This window comes from Candidatus Viridilinea mediisalina (genome assembly GCF_002532535.1).
Classification (GTDB): domain Bacteria; phylum Chloroflexota; class Chloroflexia; order Chloroflexales; family Chloroflexaceae; genus Viridilinea; species Viridilinea mediisalina.
Map to the genome: position 1 here is coordinate 1 of NZ_NQWI01000022.1, position 15149 is coordinate 15149.

The window sequence follows — 15149 nt, forward strand, 5'->3', positions numbered from 1 at the left end:
TTTAGTCGGCATCTAACGGCAACCTGCGGTCTCAGCCGACTAAAGTCGGCACTCCGTCGGAGACCAAACTGTAAAGTAATCCTAAAACCTTGTCTAAGTGAAAATCAGAACACAGCGCATATCAATGAGCTTTGGTAGCACTCGCCACTCGTCACTCGCCACTTGCCACTCGTCACTCGTCACAGCACCGGAGCAGCCCACCGAGGATGGCCACGAGCAAGAGTCGGTCAGCCCCTTGAGCCACCGGCGGCGCAAGCCGACCCTCAGCCCCCACGATGGCCCCCCCGCCGATCACGAAGGCCCAGCTACGATTGGGGGGTGGGAGTAGGGGTGCCAGCGGCGCTTGAATTGATCGCACGTTTCCGCAGCCATAATAGGCTATTGAGAGAACCCAGATAGCTCTCATCCCCTGCCCTATCTTTCACGCCGTGGCAGATTAGGGCAGGGGATGAGATTCTTTGCGTTCCTCTCTTCTATTCTTCTGCGGCAGCGCCCGCCTCACGCTTCGCCCAGAAGCTGCGCCAGTAAGCCATCGCGCTCGGCACGTAGCGCGGGGGGCGCACCATCCGCGGCGCTCTCAAGCTGCAATTCTAATTCGACGAGGCGGCGCACCTGAGTAAGCGTATCGTTGCTGAGGGTGCCCCCCTGCCAACCCGGGCGCAGCGCCACAGCGAGGTTGTTGTCGAGGTGGCTGGCGTAGAAGAGTGGTTCTTGCCGCAGCGGTGCGCCCTGATAGTTGATGTGGCGTGCATCGGCGGGTACGCTGGCGCAGAGCGCCGCGAAGAGCTCGAAGACGCCAACGGTTGGCCCATCCCCTGGCACACCCCCGCGCAGCGCCGCGAGTAGGTGGGCTCCGAAGGTGGTGTGCTGCGGATTCTGCTGCGAGCGCGCCCCCGATTTCTGCGTGGGACGCGAAGAGGAGATGACCACCTGGCCGCTCCCTACCGCCAATGGGCGGTAGAATTCAGCGGGTGGGGCGCTGCCGCTCAGCGGCCCATCTGTTACCGCAAGGAGGCCGTCGCCCACGCCGCCCGCGTGGCAGCAATTGAGCAACACCACGAGCCGTTTGGCCTGGCTACGCACCTCCGCCACGAGTTGGTGGAAGAGCGCCGCATCAATGCTCGTCGCGGCAAGGCGATGCACGTCGGCATCAGAGGGGAGCAGGGCGTAGCTCCCATCCACCGCTTCACCGTGGCCCGCAAAAAAGATCAACGCCGTGCTACCAACCGCACGCTGCGCCAACTCACTCAGCGCATCAAGGATATTGGTGCGTGTCGCTTTGGCATCCACCAGCACGCGCACCTGCGCATCGGGATAGGCCGCCACCTGCGGGTCGCGCAACAGATTCCCCAAGGCGCGCGCATCATTAGCGGTGGTGGCAACATTGGGGATGCCAGGATCGCGATACTGCCCCACGCCAATGATGAGCGCATGGCCAAAGCTGAAGTGGATGCCATCGGCACTGAGCGTCGGGTCGGCAATGGGCGTGCGCGGAGCGGCGGGTGGCAGCGACGGCGCAGGGGGCGTAGGCAGCCCCGCGCCAACAATGGTGATCGGGCTATCAAGAATCCGCCCCCGCTGACCGGCACTCGTCGCCAGATCGACCGTCCCAGGCGGCGCAATCACCCGATGGCCACTCCCCTGGATCAGCGCATCATCGGCGGCGGTAATGCGCGACCGCACCAGCGGCGTCGCAGCCTGCAACGTCGTCAGCAGCGCCTGCAACTCCGTGGCCGTGAGCTGCTGCTGTACCACCTGCACCAAGCGCCCCTGCAGATCACCACTCGCGGGATCGCTCGCAAAAAGCAGCAGCGTCGCCGCCGCCAGCCGGTCGTGGGCGAAGCGCTGCTCAAGAGCCGTCACCATCTGCGCTGCGTGCGCTTGGTTGCGTGCGAGATCATCCGCGAGGCGGGCCACAAATTGGTGGGCGAGGGTGGACATGGGAAAATACCTTCACATCGCCATGATCAACTGAGCGCACTATAGCAGGTGTTTGAGCGGGATTCAAGGGTAGACTGGATAAACTCCCTAGCGCAATGCTCTGGCGAAAGGACGCACTACCATGCTATACTCAACAAAATTATCAGCATGCGTCCATGTGCGAAAGGTAAGGATGGAATATGACAACGGCACTCTTCGAGCAAACACTCACATTGGCCCATCAACTGACCTCCCAAGAGCAAGCGCGGCTGATTGAGGCGCTGGCGAGAACCCTCGCCATGACCGTGCAACCCTCCACGCCCCACGCAGTGGATAGTGCGTTCGTGCCTGCGGCATGGACGCGCTTGTTCGCATTCAGTGACGAGCTTCGAGCCACCTATCCGGAGGCGCATCCGGCAGCCCGGCTCGAAACTGACCGTTGTGAGCGCACAGCGATCACTCAGGGAGACCAGGGGTTAGACGATGTACACCCTTGATGCCAATGTCTTCGTGCGTGACGCGGATGCTCGTGATCCTGACCATCGTAGCTGTCGGGCGCTGCTTAAACAATTGGCCATCACAAACACGCCGGTGACGATGCCGCTGCTTGTCTTAGCCGAAGTAGCCGGTGCGCTCAGTCGTGAATTTCGTGATCCGCTGCGGGCGAGGATCTTTATCGATCTGTTGACCACACTGCCGAATGTCACATTTGTCGCGCTCGATACAGAGTTGGCGCAAGAAGCGGCATATCTGGCAGCCGACCGCGCCCTGCGCGGTGCCGATGCCATGTATGTAGCAGTGGCACGGCGTTACCGATGTGCGCTGGTCTCACTTGACCGCGAACAGCGCGAGCGCGCCGCACTGCTCGTGCCTACACTGACGCCAACTGAGGCGCTGGCTAAACTTAACGCGACGCCTTAGCGGTAGGGGTGTATAACGGAATGCGTGCGTGTTCAATGACGGTGATGAGCACTGAATTGAACCTTGTGGAATTTCTGTGATTGTATGGTACACCCCGGCTCCGACGTTTGCGTGGGTTCACACGCGACTTGCCGAAGCCGGGGTTCACGCTTTCGCCGGTTTCCCGACGAGGCCAGACCCCGCGCTCGCGCTCATTGTGGTCGCGCCGCTAGCCCTTGAGCTAGGCGGATTACTGACTGACCCTTGCGGGCGCGATGGACTGAACGACCCGAAATCCCCTGTTGTTGTTCCTGTTGTTCGGGTTGTTCCTGTTGCGGGCGCCGCAGCTTACCGGTTCCTCCATGCAACCGGCCCGCTTCGGCGGTCACGGGGCGGCCCACAGCCCTTGAGGGCTGTCTACGATGGCGTGACGCCGCCTTTGCTGCGCCACGCGCCCAGTAGTCGCCCAACGTGACCAAGTAGTTCAGAGACGTGGGCGTATTGCTTGGGAGCAATGAGTTGTAGATCATAGCCGAGCCGTAGGTAGAGCCGTACTTTCTGCAGTTCGACATCGGCCTGCTCAAGACGTTTCGCTGTCTCGCCGGTAAGGGTCGCCTCAAGAATACGCTCCTGAAAGCGCATGGCTGCTCGTATAAGCTCTTGGGTGAGTGTAAAGCGGTATTTGCGTGGCCAGCCACTGGTGTGGGGCAGGAGCCACTGGAGAAGATCATAGGTGCGAACGAAGATCGGTGATTGGCGAGCAGGAGCGCTCATCTGCTACCTCGCTTGGGAAGAGGCTCGCGGAAAAGGGATCGGCGCAATGCCAGGGTGTTGCCCTGGCGAGCATGGCCGAGCCACCCCTGGAGCCGTTGATCAATGTCGGCCCGCGTACAACGCCCTGCGGCGTAACAGGCGCACAACTGTCGAAAGCGACGCGCAAAGGCGAGTAGATTGCGACGCTTGAGCCGTCGTCGGAAGGGAAAGACATGCCAACCCAGAAATGGCAGTCCTGTCGCTACGGGAACCACTTGCGCTCGCCCTTCGTGGAACACGAGGCGCAGATTGGCGGCAAAAGCGATTGCTTGCGCACGCCAGCGGTGCAATGTTGGCTTGTCGTTGGCAAAGAGCAGAAGGTCGTCGCAGTAGCGCACATACGCCCGGCAACCTAGCGTCTGTTTGATGAAGAGATCCAGTGGGTGCAGCGTCACATTCGCCCAGAACTGGCTTGTCTGGTTGCCGATCGGCAGACCACGCGGACGGGCAAGTGCGAAGAGGTCGTCACCAGGAAACAAGACTGGGGTGTACGCCTCGCGTAGCTCGTTGGCACCACCAATGAGAATTTGGTCAATGAGGTTTAGGATGCGCTGATCACCAATATGTCGCGCTAGGAGATCGCGTAAGATGGCGTGATCAATTGAGGGAAAGAACTCGCGTACATCAAGCTGCAAGGCGTAGCGATGGCCACGAGCAAAATGTTGGGCGCGCGTCAGGGCGGCATGGGTGCCGCGTGCGGGCCGCGAAGCATAACTGTCGTAGATGAAGCGGGCCTCCCAGATTGGCTCGATCAATGCGCACAGCGCATGGTGAACCACGCGGTCGCGGAAGGGGGCTGCACTGATGATCCGGCGTTTGCCATTCTCGACGGCATAGAAACGTCGGTACGCCCCAGGGCGGTAGGTCTCATCACGCAACTCTTCGCTGAGGCAGAGTAACTCATCTTCAAAACGAAACTCGAAAGCGGCCACGTCCGGACGTCGTCGCTTACCGCGTCGCGCCCGGCGGTACGCCTCAAACAGATGCGTGAAATCATGAATCTGATCATAGAGATGGCGAAAGGTTTTAGGCATAGGGGTTTATTTTTTACAGCGCGATCCCGCGCTTCGCGCGGCTGGGGGCTGCGCCCCCAGACCCCCAAGGATTCAGGAACAGAGCAGCCAGCAGCCAGCATTCAGCATCCAGAAGCCTTATTCAATGAGCGCGAGGGACTGAACGACCCGAAATCCCCCGTCGTCGTACCAGAGGTCCGGGTCGAACCAGTCGCGGGCGCCGCAGCATAGCTCATCTGTGCTATCCCCGAAATAGGTGTAACTGAGCGTTACTCGTTGCGAAGGTGTAAAGTCTTTCTCGCCCTTCCCCCACTGCTCCCACGGGCTGGCTGTCCATTCAAATATGTTGCCCACCATGTCTTGGGCTTGGCTCGCCGCTGCACCCAAGGGGAAGCAGCCGATTGGTGCGGGGGCGTTGAGTTGGGTCGCTTGATAGTTGGCCCGCTCGCCGTCAGGCGGTGTGTCGCCCCACGGGTAGCGCCGCTGGTCAGTATGGCGGGCGGCGCGCTCCCATTCGTACCAGGTAGGCAGGCGGATGATCTGATCGGCTGCGAGCCAGCCCTGCTCATGGCCAACCAGCGTCAGCCAGCGGCAGTAGGCGGCGGCTTCGTACCAACTTACGCCCACCACTGGTTGCATGGGGTTATTATAACGCACGACCGACCAGAAGCGGGGGTGGCGGATCTGTTTTGGTTCATCAGATCCGTAGCGCGGCCCTCCCGGCAAGAGATACGTGCGCCCCTCTGCTGTCCACCAAGGTTGATCCGGATCGTAGCCGTCAGGCCCGTTGGCGGCGAGGAAGCGGGCGTAGTCGGCGTTGGTGATCGGGTAGCGGGCGATGTGGTAGGGAGCGTGGATGGTGGCAGGTTCCAGCTTTTTGTCTTGCTTACGATCATCCCCCGACCAGAATGGCCCTGATGCAATCGGACACCAGTAGTACGCCTCTAGCGCCTTGCGCCAGTTGGTTGCGTTGGTGAGCGGAGTGCCAACGACGGCGAGCGGCAGGCGCGGGTCGGGGTTGGGGGGTGCGCTGCCGCTAGCCAGATCCTTCAGGTCGCCGTAGCAGAGCCGCCCCAGGGCTAACCCGGCGCGGTGGCGCATGGCCGCTGGCACGGCGGGGGCGCACCCTTGGCTCTGGAGCGCACGCAGGGTGCGGATGGTCTGCGGCCAGAGGCCGTTGGCGGCAACGAGCGTCGCATCGTAGGATTGCGCCCGCTCTTTGCCCACGAGGGTCAACACCTCACCGGCGAGGGTCTGCTCTAGCGGGCTGCCGCTGGCGAGCAACTTCGCGGCCAGTTGCAGCGGTTTCTCGCGCTCTTGTTCGCCCAATACCTGGTAGCCGACCATGAGTAGCAGCGCTTCATGCCAATGGATCTGGCGGGCATGGGTGCAGCAGAGCGGCAGCACGTCGCGCTGGCCCTTCAGGTGGTAGCCCGCGAGGAACTCTTGGAAGGTGCGGTGGGCGAAGGTGTAGGTGGTTGGCCCCCGTTTGAGCAGCAGCCCGTTGCCACGCTCCAGCGCCTGCAGGACGATGCCGGCCAGTTCGGAGCGACGCCGCTCGTCGTAGGTGGCAAAGGTCGCGCTCAGCACCTCGAGCACCATGCCTTCGCTCAGATCGGCGGCGTCGCCCTTGGCACCGTCGCGCTCGGCGCGGGTGTGGGCCGTGTAGCCCAAACGGGCCATCAGGGTCAGCAGGTCGCCGTCACGGAAGCGGCTCAGGCCCAAGCGGCTGATCAGGTCGGACTCATCGCGCGCTTGGCGCCAGCGCAGCAGCAGCAACTCGATACATTCAAAGTAGAGCCGGGCGCGGGCGTCGGGCAGCGTGCCCCGGAAGGCATGCACCTGGGCCATCAAGGTGAGCAGCAGGGGCGTTTGGGCCAGCGCACGCAACTCGTCGCGGCTCTGCACGGCCCCCTGCATCTCGCGGGTGGCGGCGGTCGCATCGCTCATGCTCCGCCGTCCGCTGGCGGCCAACTCCGCATACCAGGCGGCGATGAACTGAGCAATCTGCTCAGGGCGCAGATCGGCGAGGGTGAAGGGTGCAAAACCCGGCACCTGGCGCAATGTCTCCTCCTGGTAGTCAAGCACCCGGCAGGTGACCAGAATCGGGCCGGGGAAGGTCTTGGCCGCATCGTTGATCGCCTCAACCACGCGGGGCAGCACCGTCTCGCCCACCACCTCATCAAGGCCGTCGAGCAGCAGCAGGGCACGCCCCTCGCGCAGCGCAGCAAGCAGCACCTCGGCGGCGTGGGGGCAGCCCTGCTCGTTGGTGCGCGTGGCGATCAGATCGATAATCTGCGCCACCGTCCCTCGTGGCAACGCGCCCAAGCCGGGCAGCGCCGCGAGATCGCGCAGGATCACCGGCACCGGCAGCAGGATGCCGTGGGGCCAATCGGGCAGCATGCCCAGCCAGTCGTGTACCGCGCCAAAGCGGGCGGGCTGCGCTTCCGCCAAGGCCGCCCCAGCGAGGCAGTAGGTCAGATAGCTGACCAACGTACTCTTGCCGCTGCCGGGTACGCCCAAGAGCATCATGCGTCTTGCGGGGGCACGGGCCAGTGCCGCAACCGCACTGAGCGGGCGCGCTTCAGCATCCCGACCAGCGGTGCGGGCCGCTTCCGCCTGCGCTGGCTCGGCCACACTTGCCGTCGTATCAAGCGCAATATAGACCCGCGCCAACTCCATGGCCCGTTTATGGCCTGCATCCAACTTGTCAATCTTATCGAGAGGAAGAGCGTTGCAATGGTGGTGGATCTGCAGCAAATAGGCCAGCAGGTCGCTGACACGGCGGGCGGCAGCGGGATCAGGGGCGGCAAGGGTGACATGCTCGGCGTGACCAACCACGTTCACCGGCGCATCCTTGATCGTACCCCGCTCAGTCGTGATAGTGACCGCAATCCCGTCGGGGCGTGGCGGCGTGGGCGGGTGATCGAGCAATGCGTTTACCCGTTCAGCGCCAAACTGCTCACGCAGCCGCGTCAGCCCTTGGAGATAGAGCGCCTCGCCAAGGGTGGCACGGAGGCTCTGTAGGCTTTGCACCTGGGTAGCGAGATCGTTAGCCATAGCACCTCACAGAATCTTCTGTAACGAAATTCTTGGACAGACCATACATGGCCCCTCTCCCACAACGTTTAAGGGTGGATAGAACATTTGCGTTGGTAACAACCGATAGGGCTTTGGGATGCCCAGGATGGCCCTCACCCCCTACCCCTCTCCCACGTTGTGGGAGAGGGGCGAAGGCAACGCGGTTTTTTTGCATTCCTTTGCGCTTTTTTGCGGCAATGAACATATTTTCTGTCCGCCCTTAAATCCCACGTTGTGGGAGAGGGGGGGAGGTATCGGGATTCTTGGGGAGCGACGGAATGGCCCTCATTCCCCTGTAGCAAGAGTAGCGCGGATTGTATGGAGTACCATTGGCATCTCATGGCAGACCTGTTCGTTGCTGAAGCGGAGTAGACGATACCCCGCCGCTTGAAGCAGCAGAGAACGCTCTACGTCATAGGCAGCCTGTTCCGCTTGAGTGTGAATTGATCCATCAACTTCGATCACTAATCGCTGTTCAGCACAATAAAAATCAACGATGAAACGATCAACCGGATGCTGACGGCGAAACTTCCAACCATCCAAACGGCGTCCACGAAGCTGTTCCCACAACAGCGCCTCGCTCTCCGTCTGGTCATGGCGCAACTGGCGTGCGCGCATCTGTTTTGGTGCCGATGTGCGCCATTGGCGGCGTGGTATCTTTGACATACGCTTGTAGGGTATGAAGCCTTTAAGAAGCTGTCTGAAAAGCTAGTGGGCACGCGTTGGAGTGCCGGCTTTAGCCGGCTGAAGCCGGCACTCCAACGCCAGTTCATAGACTTTTCAGACAGACTCTAAGAATCTCTTCGCAATACCAAGAATCTCGATCTCTTCGCCCCTCTCCCACAACGTGGGAGAGGGGTAGGGGGTGAGGGCCACCCGTCGCATCCAGAAGCCCTATCCAATGAGCGCGAGGGACTGAACGACCCGAAATCCCCAGTCGAAGTCCCAGTTGAACGGGTAGACCCTGATGCGGGCGCCGCAGCACAAATGAGCTTCTTTATCTCTAAAATCAGTGTACGACACAATCACTCCCGATCTCATCGGAAAGTCTGCTTCTGGTTTTACTACCCGTGGATGTTCAGCGGCTGTTGCCGTCCACTCCATCACGTTGCCAAGCAGATCATGCGCTCCGCAGGGTGCCACACCACGCGGGAAACAGCCGGTAGGCGCAGGTAGACCCAGTTCGCTAGCCGCGTAGTTGGCGCGCTCGCCGTCGGGCGGCGCGTCGCCCCACGGGTGGCGGCGCTGGTCGGTATGGCGGGCGGCACGCTCCCACTCCAGCCAGGTGGGCAGGCGGATGATCTGCTCCGCTGCAAGCCAGCCCTGGCTATGGCCCTGCGCGCTGAGCCAACGGCAGTAGGCGCTCGCCTCGTACCAATTGACGCCTACCACCGGCTGGATGGGGTTATTCCAGCGCAACTCGTCCCAAACACGCGGGCGATATTCATTGCCAAGGGCGGGGTTTTTGCCCTGCTGCTCACTTTGCAACCACGCCCAACCATGCTTCGTCCACCACTGCTGCTGCTGGTAGCCCCCGGCAGCAACAAAGCGCGCAAACTCAGCGTTGGTCACCGGGTAGCGGGCGATCTTGTAGTGGTGGCGCAAGGTGACACGGCGCAGCGGTTCGCGATGCTCATCGCGCGCTTGGCCGCCAAGGGTACGCCGCACCATGTCCGTGGCCTTCGCCAATGGATTGCGCGGATCACGCTGCGGTGGCCGCTCATCCCCCGACCAGAATGGCCCCGCTTCAATCGGGCACCAGTAGTGTTCAAGTGCCTGCCGCCAGCCGTGGGCGTGCTGCGCCTTGAGGCCCAGCACGGCAAAGGGCAGGCGTGGGTCGGGCATGGGGATCTGCAGGGCTGGACGATCGAGGCTTGCTAGTGGGCCGTAGCAGAGCAGGCCCAGAGCTAGGCCAGCGCGGTGGCGCAGGGGCGCGGGCGCGGCGGGCGGCTGCCCCTGGCTCAAGAGGCGCAATAGCATGCTGCGTGTGCGCGGCCAGAGGCCATCAGGGAGTTGCAGCAGCGTCGCGTCGTAGGCATCAGCCCGCTCGCGCCCGATCAGCACGAGCAGTTCACCGGCGAGGGTCTGCTCCAGCGGGCTGCCGCCGATCAGCTTCTCGACCAGACTCAAGGGCTTGTCCAGATCGCGATCTTGCAGCACCAGGTAACCAACCATGAGCGTCAGCACCTCGTGCCAATGGGGCTGAACCGCCCGTTCAAGACAGAGTTTGCGAAAGTCGCGCTGGCCCTTCAGGTGGTAACCCGCGAGGAACTCCTGGAAGGTGCGGTGGGCAAAGGTGTAGACTTGCGGCCCCCGCTTAAGCAGCAACCCGTTGCCCCGCGTGAGCGCACCAAGCACCAACTCCGCCAACTGGTAGCGGCGGGGTTCATCGTAGGGCGCGAAGCTCTCGGCCAGCAACGCCATCACCGTCGTCTCGTCCAGATCGGCAGGGCCCGTCTGTGTCGCATCGCGTGCGGCCCGCTCGTGGGCCGCATAACCCAAGCGCGCCATCAGTGCCAGCAGATCGCTATTGCGAAACTGAGGCAGCCCCAGCCGCTCAATCAGGTCACTCTCGCCACGCGGCTGCCGCCAGCGTAGCAGCAGCAACTCAACACATTCGGCATAGAGCAGCGCCCGCGCATCGGGCAGGCTCCCACGGAAGGCATGCACCAGCGCCATCACCGTAAGCAGCAGCGGAGTTCCGGCCAGCGCACGCAACTCACTGCGGCTGGCAACCGCCGCACGCAACGCCTTGCTATCGGCGGCAGCCTGAGCAGCAGGACGCCGCCCACTGGCGGCGAGTTCCGCATACCAATCCTCAATGAACTGTTGAATCTGCTCCTGATTCAACTCAGCCAGCGTCTCACTCGGAAAACCTGACACCTGGCGCAGCCGCTCCTCCTGATAATCAAGCACGCGGCAAGTAACCAAGATCGGGCCGGGGAAGGTTTTGGCTGCATCCATGATCGTCTCAACCACACGGGGCAACACCGTCTGGCCCACCACCTCATCGAGGCCATCGAGCAGCAGCAGCGCACGCCCCTCGCGCAGCGCCAGCATCAGCGGCTCACAAGCCGCCGCACAGCTCGCATCCTCCAGCACCGCCGCGAGAAACTGCTCAAACAGACGCAACGTCCCCCGTGGAGCGCTCGCCAGCGGCGCAAAGGCAGCGAGATCGCGCAACGTCATACGCACAGGAATCAGGCAGCCGTAGGGCCAGCCGGGCAGACAGGCCAGCCAACCACCTTGGGGCGCGGGCGTAACCACACGGCGCTCAGCCAACACCGCCCCGGCCAAACAGAGCGCCAGATGGCTCACCAGCGTACTCTTGCCACTGCCCGGCGTACCCAGCAGCATCAAGCGCATCGGCGCAGCGCCATCCAAGGCCGCCGCAGAGCGCCCCAACGCCTCAACCGCAGCCAACGGTCGCGTCGGGCGCTCGTCACCGCCGCGATCCGTAACGCGCATCCGCTCGCGATCCTCCGCTGACAGCGCCGCAAGCTCCGCATCGCTCAACGGCACACGGCGCGTCGTATGCAGACGAATATAGAGCTGCGCCAACTGAAGCGGGCGCACATGATCCGCATCAGTACGATCAATCTGCCCAAGCGGCAGCGCATTACACTCCGCCAGCGTCCGCCGCAAATAGGCATCAAGCGCCGCCTCCCCCCGCGCCACAGCCGGGTCAGCGGGCGGCGCAAAGGTAACCTGCGCGGCGTGGCCAACCACATTCACCGGCGCATCCTTGATCGTGCCCTGCTCAGTTGAGATAGTGATCGCAATCCCGTCGGAGCGTGGTGGCGTAGGCGGCACAGCGAGCAACGCATCTACTGCCTCAGCGCCAAACTGCTCACGCAAACGAGCCAACCCCTGGGCATACCCATCCTCGCCAACATACGGGCGCAGATTCTGCATGCTCTTCACTTTGCTTACCAGATCGTCAACCATAGCACTACCCATTGATCATCATTCTCGCGGCGCACCTACGCGCACAACAAAGCAATAGCCGCTACCTTTCAAGCTATTATAGACGAAAGGCATTAAGTTAAGCTCCCGGTGGGGGCTTGGGGGAGGCTTCGCCTCCCCCAAAAGATCTCTTTTTGCTCCGTGTTGGCGGCTTCGCCGCCAACACGGAGCAAAAAAATGGGGTTTGGGGCGCAGCCCCAACGACTTTGACGTAGCCCTAACCCCTCCCCTTCTCGATAGCACACCCTTGGCCTTTCTGTGCTACAATCCTTGCGCCCCGTTCCCACGGTGAGCGACGCTCCTTGGTGGCGCGTCTGGGCTTGAGCAACCGACGACCGGGCGAACCAGTGCGGCCCGCGTGCCCCGCGCATCCTGCGGCCCACGCTCCCCTCACCCCTTCGTCTCCTCGTTGGCAGCCAAACACTACGTCGCCCCGCTTCGCGTCACGCTCCCATGACCACGGGCTGGACGTGCATAATCTGGTGTTATCTGGCGTCTACGCCACGATCCTACTCGCGGGCTGCCATTGCCCTGCTTGAGTTTTTAGATGCACACGCTACCGTTCTACGGTTTTGTCCTGACGGGAAGGCTTCGCCCTCGCCAACCATGGCGGTTGCAAAGTCCTCCTGATCGTCCGCAGATTACGCAGATTATTGCTTCCTCATCTGCGAAATCTGCGTAATCTGCGGATACTACAATCGCCGCCGACTCCCCTCGGCGCGTCGCCCCCGCCTGGGGTTGCAACAACACTCGTTGCAGCCACCGGGGAGGGTGGCTGCGTCAGTGCCCCTGTAGGGGGCTAGAGAGGGGCCGTCGTGGGCCTCTTCCCGTTGCTCAAGGCCAATACGGCCAATCATCAGCACGCTGAACCGACCGACGTCGAGGACTACGATGGCCAGGATCTCAACGGAGAATCTGACGGCGGCTGTCCATGGGATAGCCGCAAGCAAACCCTCGCCAACGCGGTGATCAACATCCCGCAATGGCTGCGCGATGCAATGAAGCAGGAGCAGCAGTCATGAATGGATGCCTTTCCACAATCATCATCGTAGCCCTCATGGTTGCAGCCATCCTCGTTGGTGCTGTGTCACCTGCATTGGTTAACACAATGGTCGCGTCGATAGATGGCGTGATCACCCTGCTCTCCAAGCTCACCACGAACTATCCGAGCTGCATGTATCCATGCAGGTAACGTCGTAGTCGAACCCTGAACCCTGAACCCTGACCCCTGAACCCTAAACACGGGCACCATGCGCTGCCCGCGAGCGGGTGGTGCATGGTTGTTTAAGGAGCCAATCATATGCGCCGCCCCCTCCACACCCAGAACCACACCATGACGAGCCTCGCCGGCAGTAGCGTCTGCTTGCTTGTCGTCATGACGTTGCTTATGGTTGCCAGCCTTGTTGGGGATCTCATCGCCCGCCTCTGGGCGGAGATGCAACCCCTGTTGATTCTCTTTGGTGCCGCGTGATGTGAGTGGCGAATGGCGAGCAGGGTTTGTCTCATTGCAATGCGCTTTGATGTCATTCACCACGCGCTATCCCCTATACCCCGTCTAGGTTCTGTAGATGCCCCAGATGGCCCTCACCCCCCTACCCCCTCTCCCACGTTGTGGGAGAGGGGGCGAAGATGTCGAGATTCTTGGTATTGCGCTGCGGTTTTAGGGAAGCGGAAGCTTTTAAGCATCCCTGCAGCCTGTCATGCTGAGCGCAGCGAAGCATCTCTTTTGGTCACCACGAGAGACCCTTCGCTGCGCTCCTGAGAAACAAACGCCTCCGTCATGCTGAGCGCAGCGAAGCATCTCTTTTCGACTGACGAGAGACCCTCGTATACTGTACATTACCGTCCTCGGTGGTGGTGAGGTACCAGAGACCCTTGTGGCAAAGACCACGCAGCGAAGATTCCCCCCCCACCACCCTTGGACAGACCCAAGATTGCACCGTATCGAGCGGCATTGACCGCGTATCACGAGGAAAATCCGTGTCTGTCCGTATGGCGGGATGACTTTCCCATGGAATTGAGCGAGGGAGGGTACGTATGACAACGACTGCACCAGTGGCGTACACGTCTTTTGTGGGGGTGGATATTGCCGCAGAGACGGCCACGGCCGTCTGGAAGGGGCCGGATGGCACCATCTCCCACTCCATGACCTTCGATCAGACCCCGTCCGGGATGAAGTTGTTTCTGGCGAAATTGGCGACCGACCATGTCGTACCGGCTGAAACCCTGGTGGTAATGGAAGCAACGGGAACCTACTGGATGCGGCTCGCCGTGACCCTGCATGAAACGGGGTACGCCGTTGCCGTGATTAATCCTGCCCAAGCCCACGCGTTTGCCAAAGCCTTGCTCAAGCGGATCAAAACCGACCCGGTGGACGCGGACATCTTGCGACGCCTGGCCGAAACCCTCCAGCCCGCACGTTGGAATCCTCCGCCAGCGGTGTACCACGACCTGATCCAGCGCTTGGCCCAACGGGATGACCTCATGCTTGTGTGCCAACAACTGGTTAACCAGTTGCATGCCTTGGATCACATGCCGGTTGTGGTCGCCAGTGTGCGCACGCGCCTGGAGACGCTGATTGCGACGCTCACCAAGGAGGTGAAGACCTTGGAAGAGGAGATTGCCCCGATTCTGGAGCAGGATGCGCAGTGGGCGGCGGCAGCAGATCGCTTGCAGAGCATTCCTGGGGTGGGCGTGCTGACGGCGGCCTGGATGATGGTGCTGACGTTGAACTTCACGCTCTGCCCGAGCGCGGACGCCGCCGCATCCTACGCTGGCTTGACCCCGAACGCCTATCGCTCGGGCACCAGCGTGCAGAGACGAGCGACGATTGGGCATGGCGGGAATCGACGCTTGCGGACGGCGTTGTATCTGGCGACCTTGAGTGGAGCGCAGCATAATCCGATCCTGGCGGAGATGTATACCCGATTGCGGGCGGAAGGGAAACCCAAGAAAGTGGCCCGCTGTGCGGTTGCCCGCAAGCTGATCCGTATCGCGTGGGCCGTGGTAACGAAGAAGCAACGGTTTGATCCGGCCCAGCACGTGACTCAGACCGCACGAGCGTCGTAACAGGGCGAAGGGAGGCATCGGAGCCGACGGTTCGGAATCCAGCACCGGATGCGAGCTGTCCACACCCTCGTGGCACGGCAGCATGGGTGTGCCCGCAGGTATCCCGCGCCTCGGACTGGGTGTGGTCAGGTCGCATCCGGTCCGCCGAAGGCGTCCCACCAAACGCATTGCACCAGATGTGTCGGTAGGCTGAAATTGGGGCTTGACAATCAATACCGTATCTTCGCTGCGCTCAGGGTGACAGAATCCTTGTTTCTCACCAGCCACTGGCCCGTGGGCCATTTCGTACTCAGGGTGACAGCGGCAGGGCAATCAATAAAATCCGCATCCCCTAGTGCGGGGATGCACGAGTTTTCTGCCCACTCTTAAACGTTTGCGGGAAAGGAA

Annotated in this window: 12 protein-coding genes; 6 read left to right on the plus strand and 6 right to left on the minus strand. The window is 61.9% G+C overall.

Translation table 11 applies throughout. The annotated features are described in order from the left end of the window. The first annotated feature begins 124 nt into the window (after positions 1 to 124). Positions 125 to 328, plus strand: a complete 204-nt coding sequence (locus tag CJ255_RS22545; RefSeq protein ID WP_124681843.1) for a hypothetical protein — start codon at positions 125 to 127, stop codon at positions 326 to 328. Between the two features lie 170 nt (positions 329 to 498). Here CJ255_RS22545 and CJ255_RS07080 read toward each other — a convergent pair whose 3' ends face one another. Next, a complete protein-coding gene (locus tag CJ255_RS07080) occupies positions 499 to 1941 on the minus strand; it encodes a caspase family protein (RefSeq protein WP_097643389.1) in 1443 nt (480 codons plus the stop codon). Positions 1942 to 2120: 179 nt separating this feature from the next. Here CJ255_RS07080 and CJ255_RS07085 point away from each other — a divergent pair, with 179 nt between their 5' ends. Together CJ255_RS07085 and CJ255_RS07090 are read left to right on the plus strand one after the other, a co-directional pair. Beyond that, positions 2121 to 2417, plus strand: a complete 297-nt coding sequence (locus CJ255_RS07085) for a hypothetical protein (protein WP_097643390.1) — start codon at positions 2121 to 2123, stop codon at positions 2415 to 2417. Next, positions 2404 to 2841 carry a type II toxin-antitoxin system VapC family toxin gene (locus CJ255_RS07090; protein ID WP_097643391.1) on the plus strand — a complete coding sequence of 146 codons (438 nt, stop codon included), beginning with the start codon at positions 2404 to 2406 and terminating at the stop codon, positions 2839 to 2841. The genes CJ255_RS07085 and CJ255_RS07090 overlap by 14 nt, the downstream gene beginning before the upstream one ends. Before the next feature lie 396 nt (positions 2842 to 3237). Here the strand turns inward: CJ255_RS07090 and avd are convergent, their stop codons facing one another. The 5 genes from avd to CJ255_RS07115 form a co-directional block, all read right to left on the minus strand. Continuing rightward, positions 3238 to 3594: a diversity-generating retroelement protein Avd gene (gene avd, locus CJ255_RS07095; RefSeq protein ID WP_097643392.1), complete on the minus strand. Its 357-nt coding sequence runs from the start codon at positions 3592 to 3594 to the stop codon at positions 3238 to 3240. Further along, positions 3591 to 4667 (minus strand): reverse transcriptase/maturase family protein, encoded by a 1077-nt coding sequence (locus CJ255_RS07100; RefSeq protein ID WP_097643393.1) that lies wholly within the window; start codon positions 4665 to 4667, stop codon positions 3591 to 3593. Before CJ255_RS07100 ends, avd begins: the two co-directional genes overlap by 4 nt. A 117-nt stretch (positions 4668 to 4784) precedes the next feature. Beyond that, positions 4785 to 7706, minus strand: coding sequence for an NACHT domain-containing protein (locus CJ255_RS07105; RefSeq protein WP_097643394.1), 2922 nt, complete (start codon positions 7704 to 7706; stop codon positions 4785 to 4787). A 306-nt stretch (positions 7707 to 8012) separates the two neighbouring features. After that, complete coding sequence (locus tag CJ255_RS07110) at positions 8013 to 8393, minus strand: endonuclease domain-containing protein (protein WP_097643395.1); 381 nt, start codon at positions 8391 to 8393, stop codon at positions 8013 to 8015. Between the two features lie 228 nt (positions 8394 to 8621). Beyond that, positions 8622 to 11687: an NACHT domain-containing protein gene (locus CJ255_RS07115; protein WP_097643396.1), complete on the minus strand. Its 3066-nt coding sequence runs from the start codon at positions 11685 to 11687 to the stop codon at positions 8622 to 8624. Between the two features lie 821 nt (positions 11688 to 12508). Here CJ255_RS07115 and CJ255_RS07120 point away from each other — a divergent pair. The 3 genes from CJ255_RS07120 to CJ255_RS07125 all read left to right on the plus strand — a co-directional run bounded on the left by CJ255_RS07120 (position 12509) and on the right by CJ255_RS07125 (position 14762). Continuing rightward, the gene (locus tag CJ255_RS07120; protein ID WP_097643397.1) at positions 12509 to 12715 is read left to right on the plus strand and encodes a hypothetical protein; all 207 of its coding nucleotides are present in this window, start codon (positions 12509 to 12511) and stop codon (positions 12713 to 12715) included. A gap of 278 nt (positions 12716 to 12993) precedes the next feature. Beyond that, positions 12994 to 13164: a hypothetical protein gene (locus CJ255_RS23420; protein WP_165774601.1), complete on the plus strand. Its 171-nt coding sequence runs from the start codon at positions 12994 to 12996 to the stop codon at positions 13162 to 13164. A gap of 566 nt (positions 13165 to 13730) precedes the next feature. Beyond that, positions 13731 to 14762, plus strand: a complete 1032-nt coding sequence (locus CJ255_RS07125) for an IS110 family RNA-guided transposase (protein ID WP_097643398.1) — start codon at positions 13731 to 13733, stop codon at positions 14760 to 14762. Positions 14763 to 15149: the final 387 nt, after the last annotated feature.

What these genes read in the sequence shown, in the direction of transcription:
- CJ255_RS23420 (WP_165774601.1), top strand. Translation starts at nt 12,994, where the DNA reads ATGCGCCGCCCCCTCCACACCCAGAACCACACCATGACGAGCCTCGCC.
- CJ255_RS07125 (WP_097643398.1), top strand. Translation starts at nt 13,731, where the DNA reads ATGACAACGACTGCACCAGTGGCGTACACGTCTTTTGTGGGGGTGGAT.
- CJ255_RS22545 (WP_124681843.1), top strand. Translation starts at nt 125, where the DNA reads ATGAGCTTTGGTAGCACTCGCCACTCGTCACTCGCCACTTGCCACTCG.
- CJ255_RS07080 (WP_097643389.1), bottom strand. Translation starts at nt 1,941, where the DNA reads ATGTCCACCCTCGCCCACCAATTTGTGGCCCGCCTCGCGGATGATCTC.
- CJ255_RS07085 (WP_097643390.1), top strand. Translation starts at nt 2,121, where the DNA reads ATGACAACGGCACTCTTCGAGCAAACACTCACATTGGCCCATCAACTG.
- CJ255_RS07100 (WP_097643393.1), bottom strand. Translation starts at nt 4,667, where the DNA reads ATGCCTAAAACCTTTCGCCATCTCTATGATCAGATTCATGATTTCACG.
- avd (WP_097643392.1), bottom strand. Translation starts at nt 3,594, where the DNA reads ATGAGCGCTCCTGCTCGCCAATCACCGATCTTCGTTCGCACCTATGAT.
- CJ255_RS07110 (WP_097643395.1), bottom strand. Translation starts at nt 8,393, where the DNA reads ATGTCAAAGATACCACGCCGCCAATGGCGCACATCGGCACCAAAACAG.
- CJ255_RS07105 (WP_097643394.1), bottom strand. Translation starts at nt 7,706, where the DNA reads ATGGCTAACGATCTCGCTACCCAGGTGCAAAGCCTACAGAGCCTCCGT.
- CJ255_RS07115 (WP_097643396.1), bottom strand. Translation starts at nt 11,687, where the DNA reads ATGGGTAGTGCTATGGTTGACGATCTGGTAAGCAAAGTGAAGAGCATG.
- CJ255_RS07090 (WP_097643391.1), top strand. Translation starts at nt 2,404, where the DNA reads ATGTACACCCTTGATGCCAATGTCTTCGTGCGTGACGCGGATGCTCGT.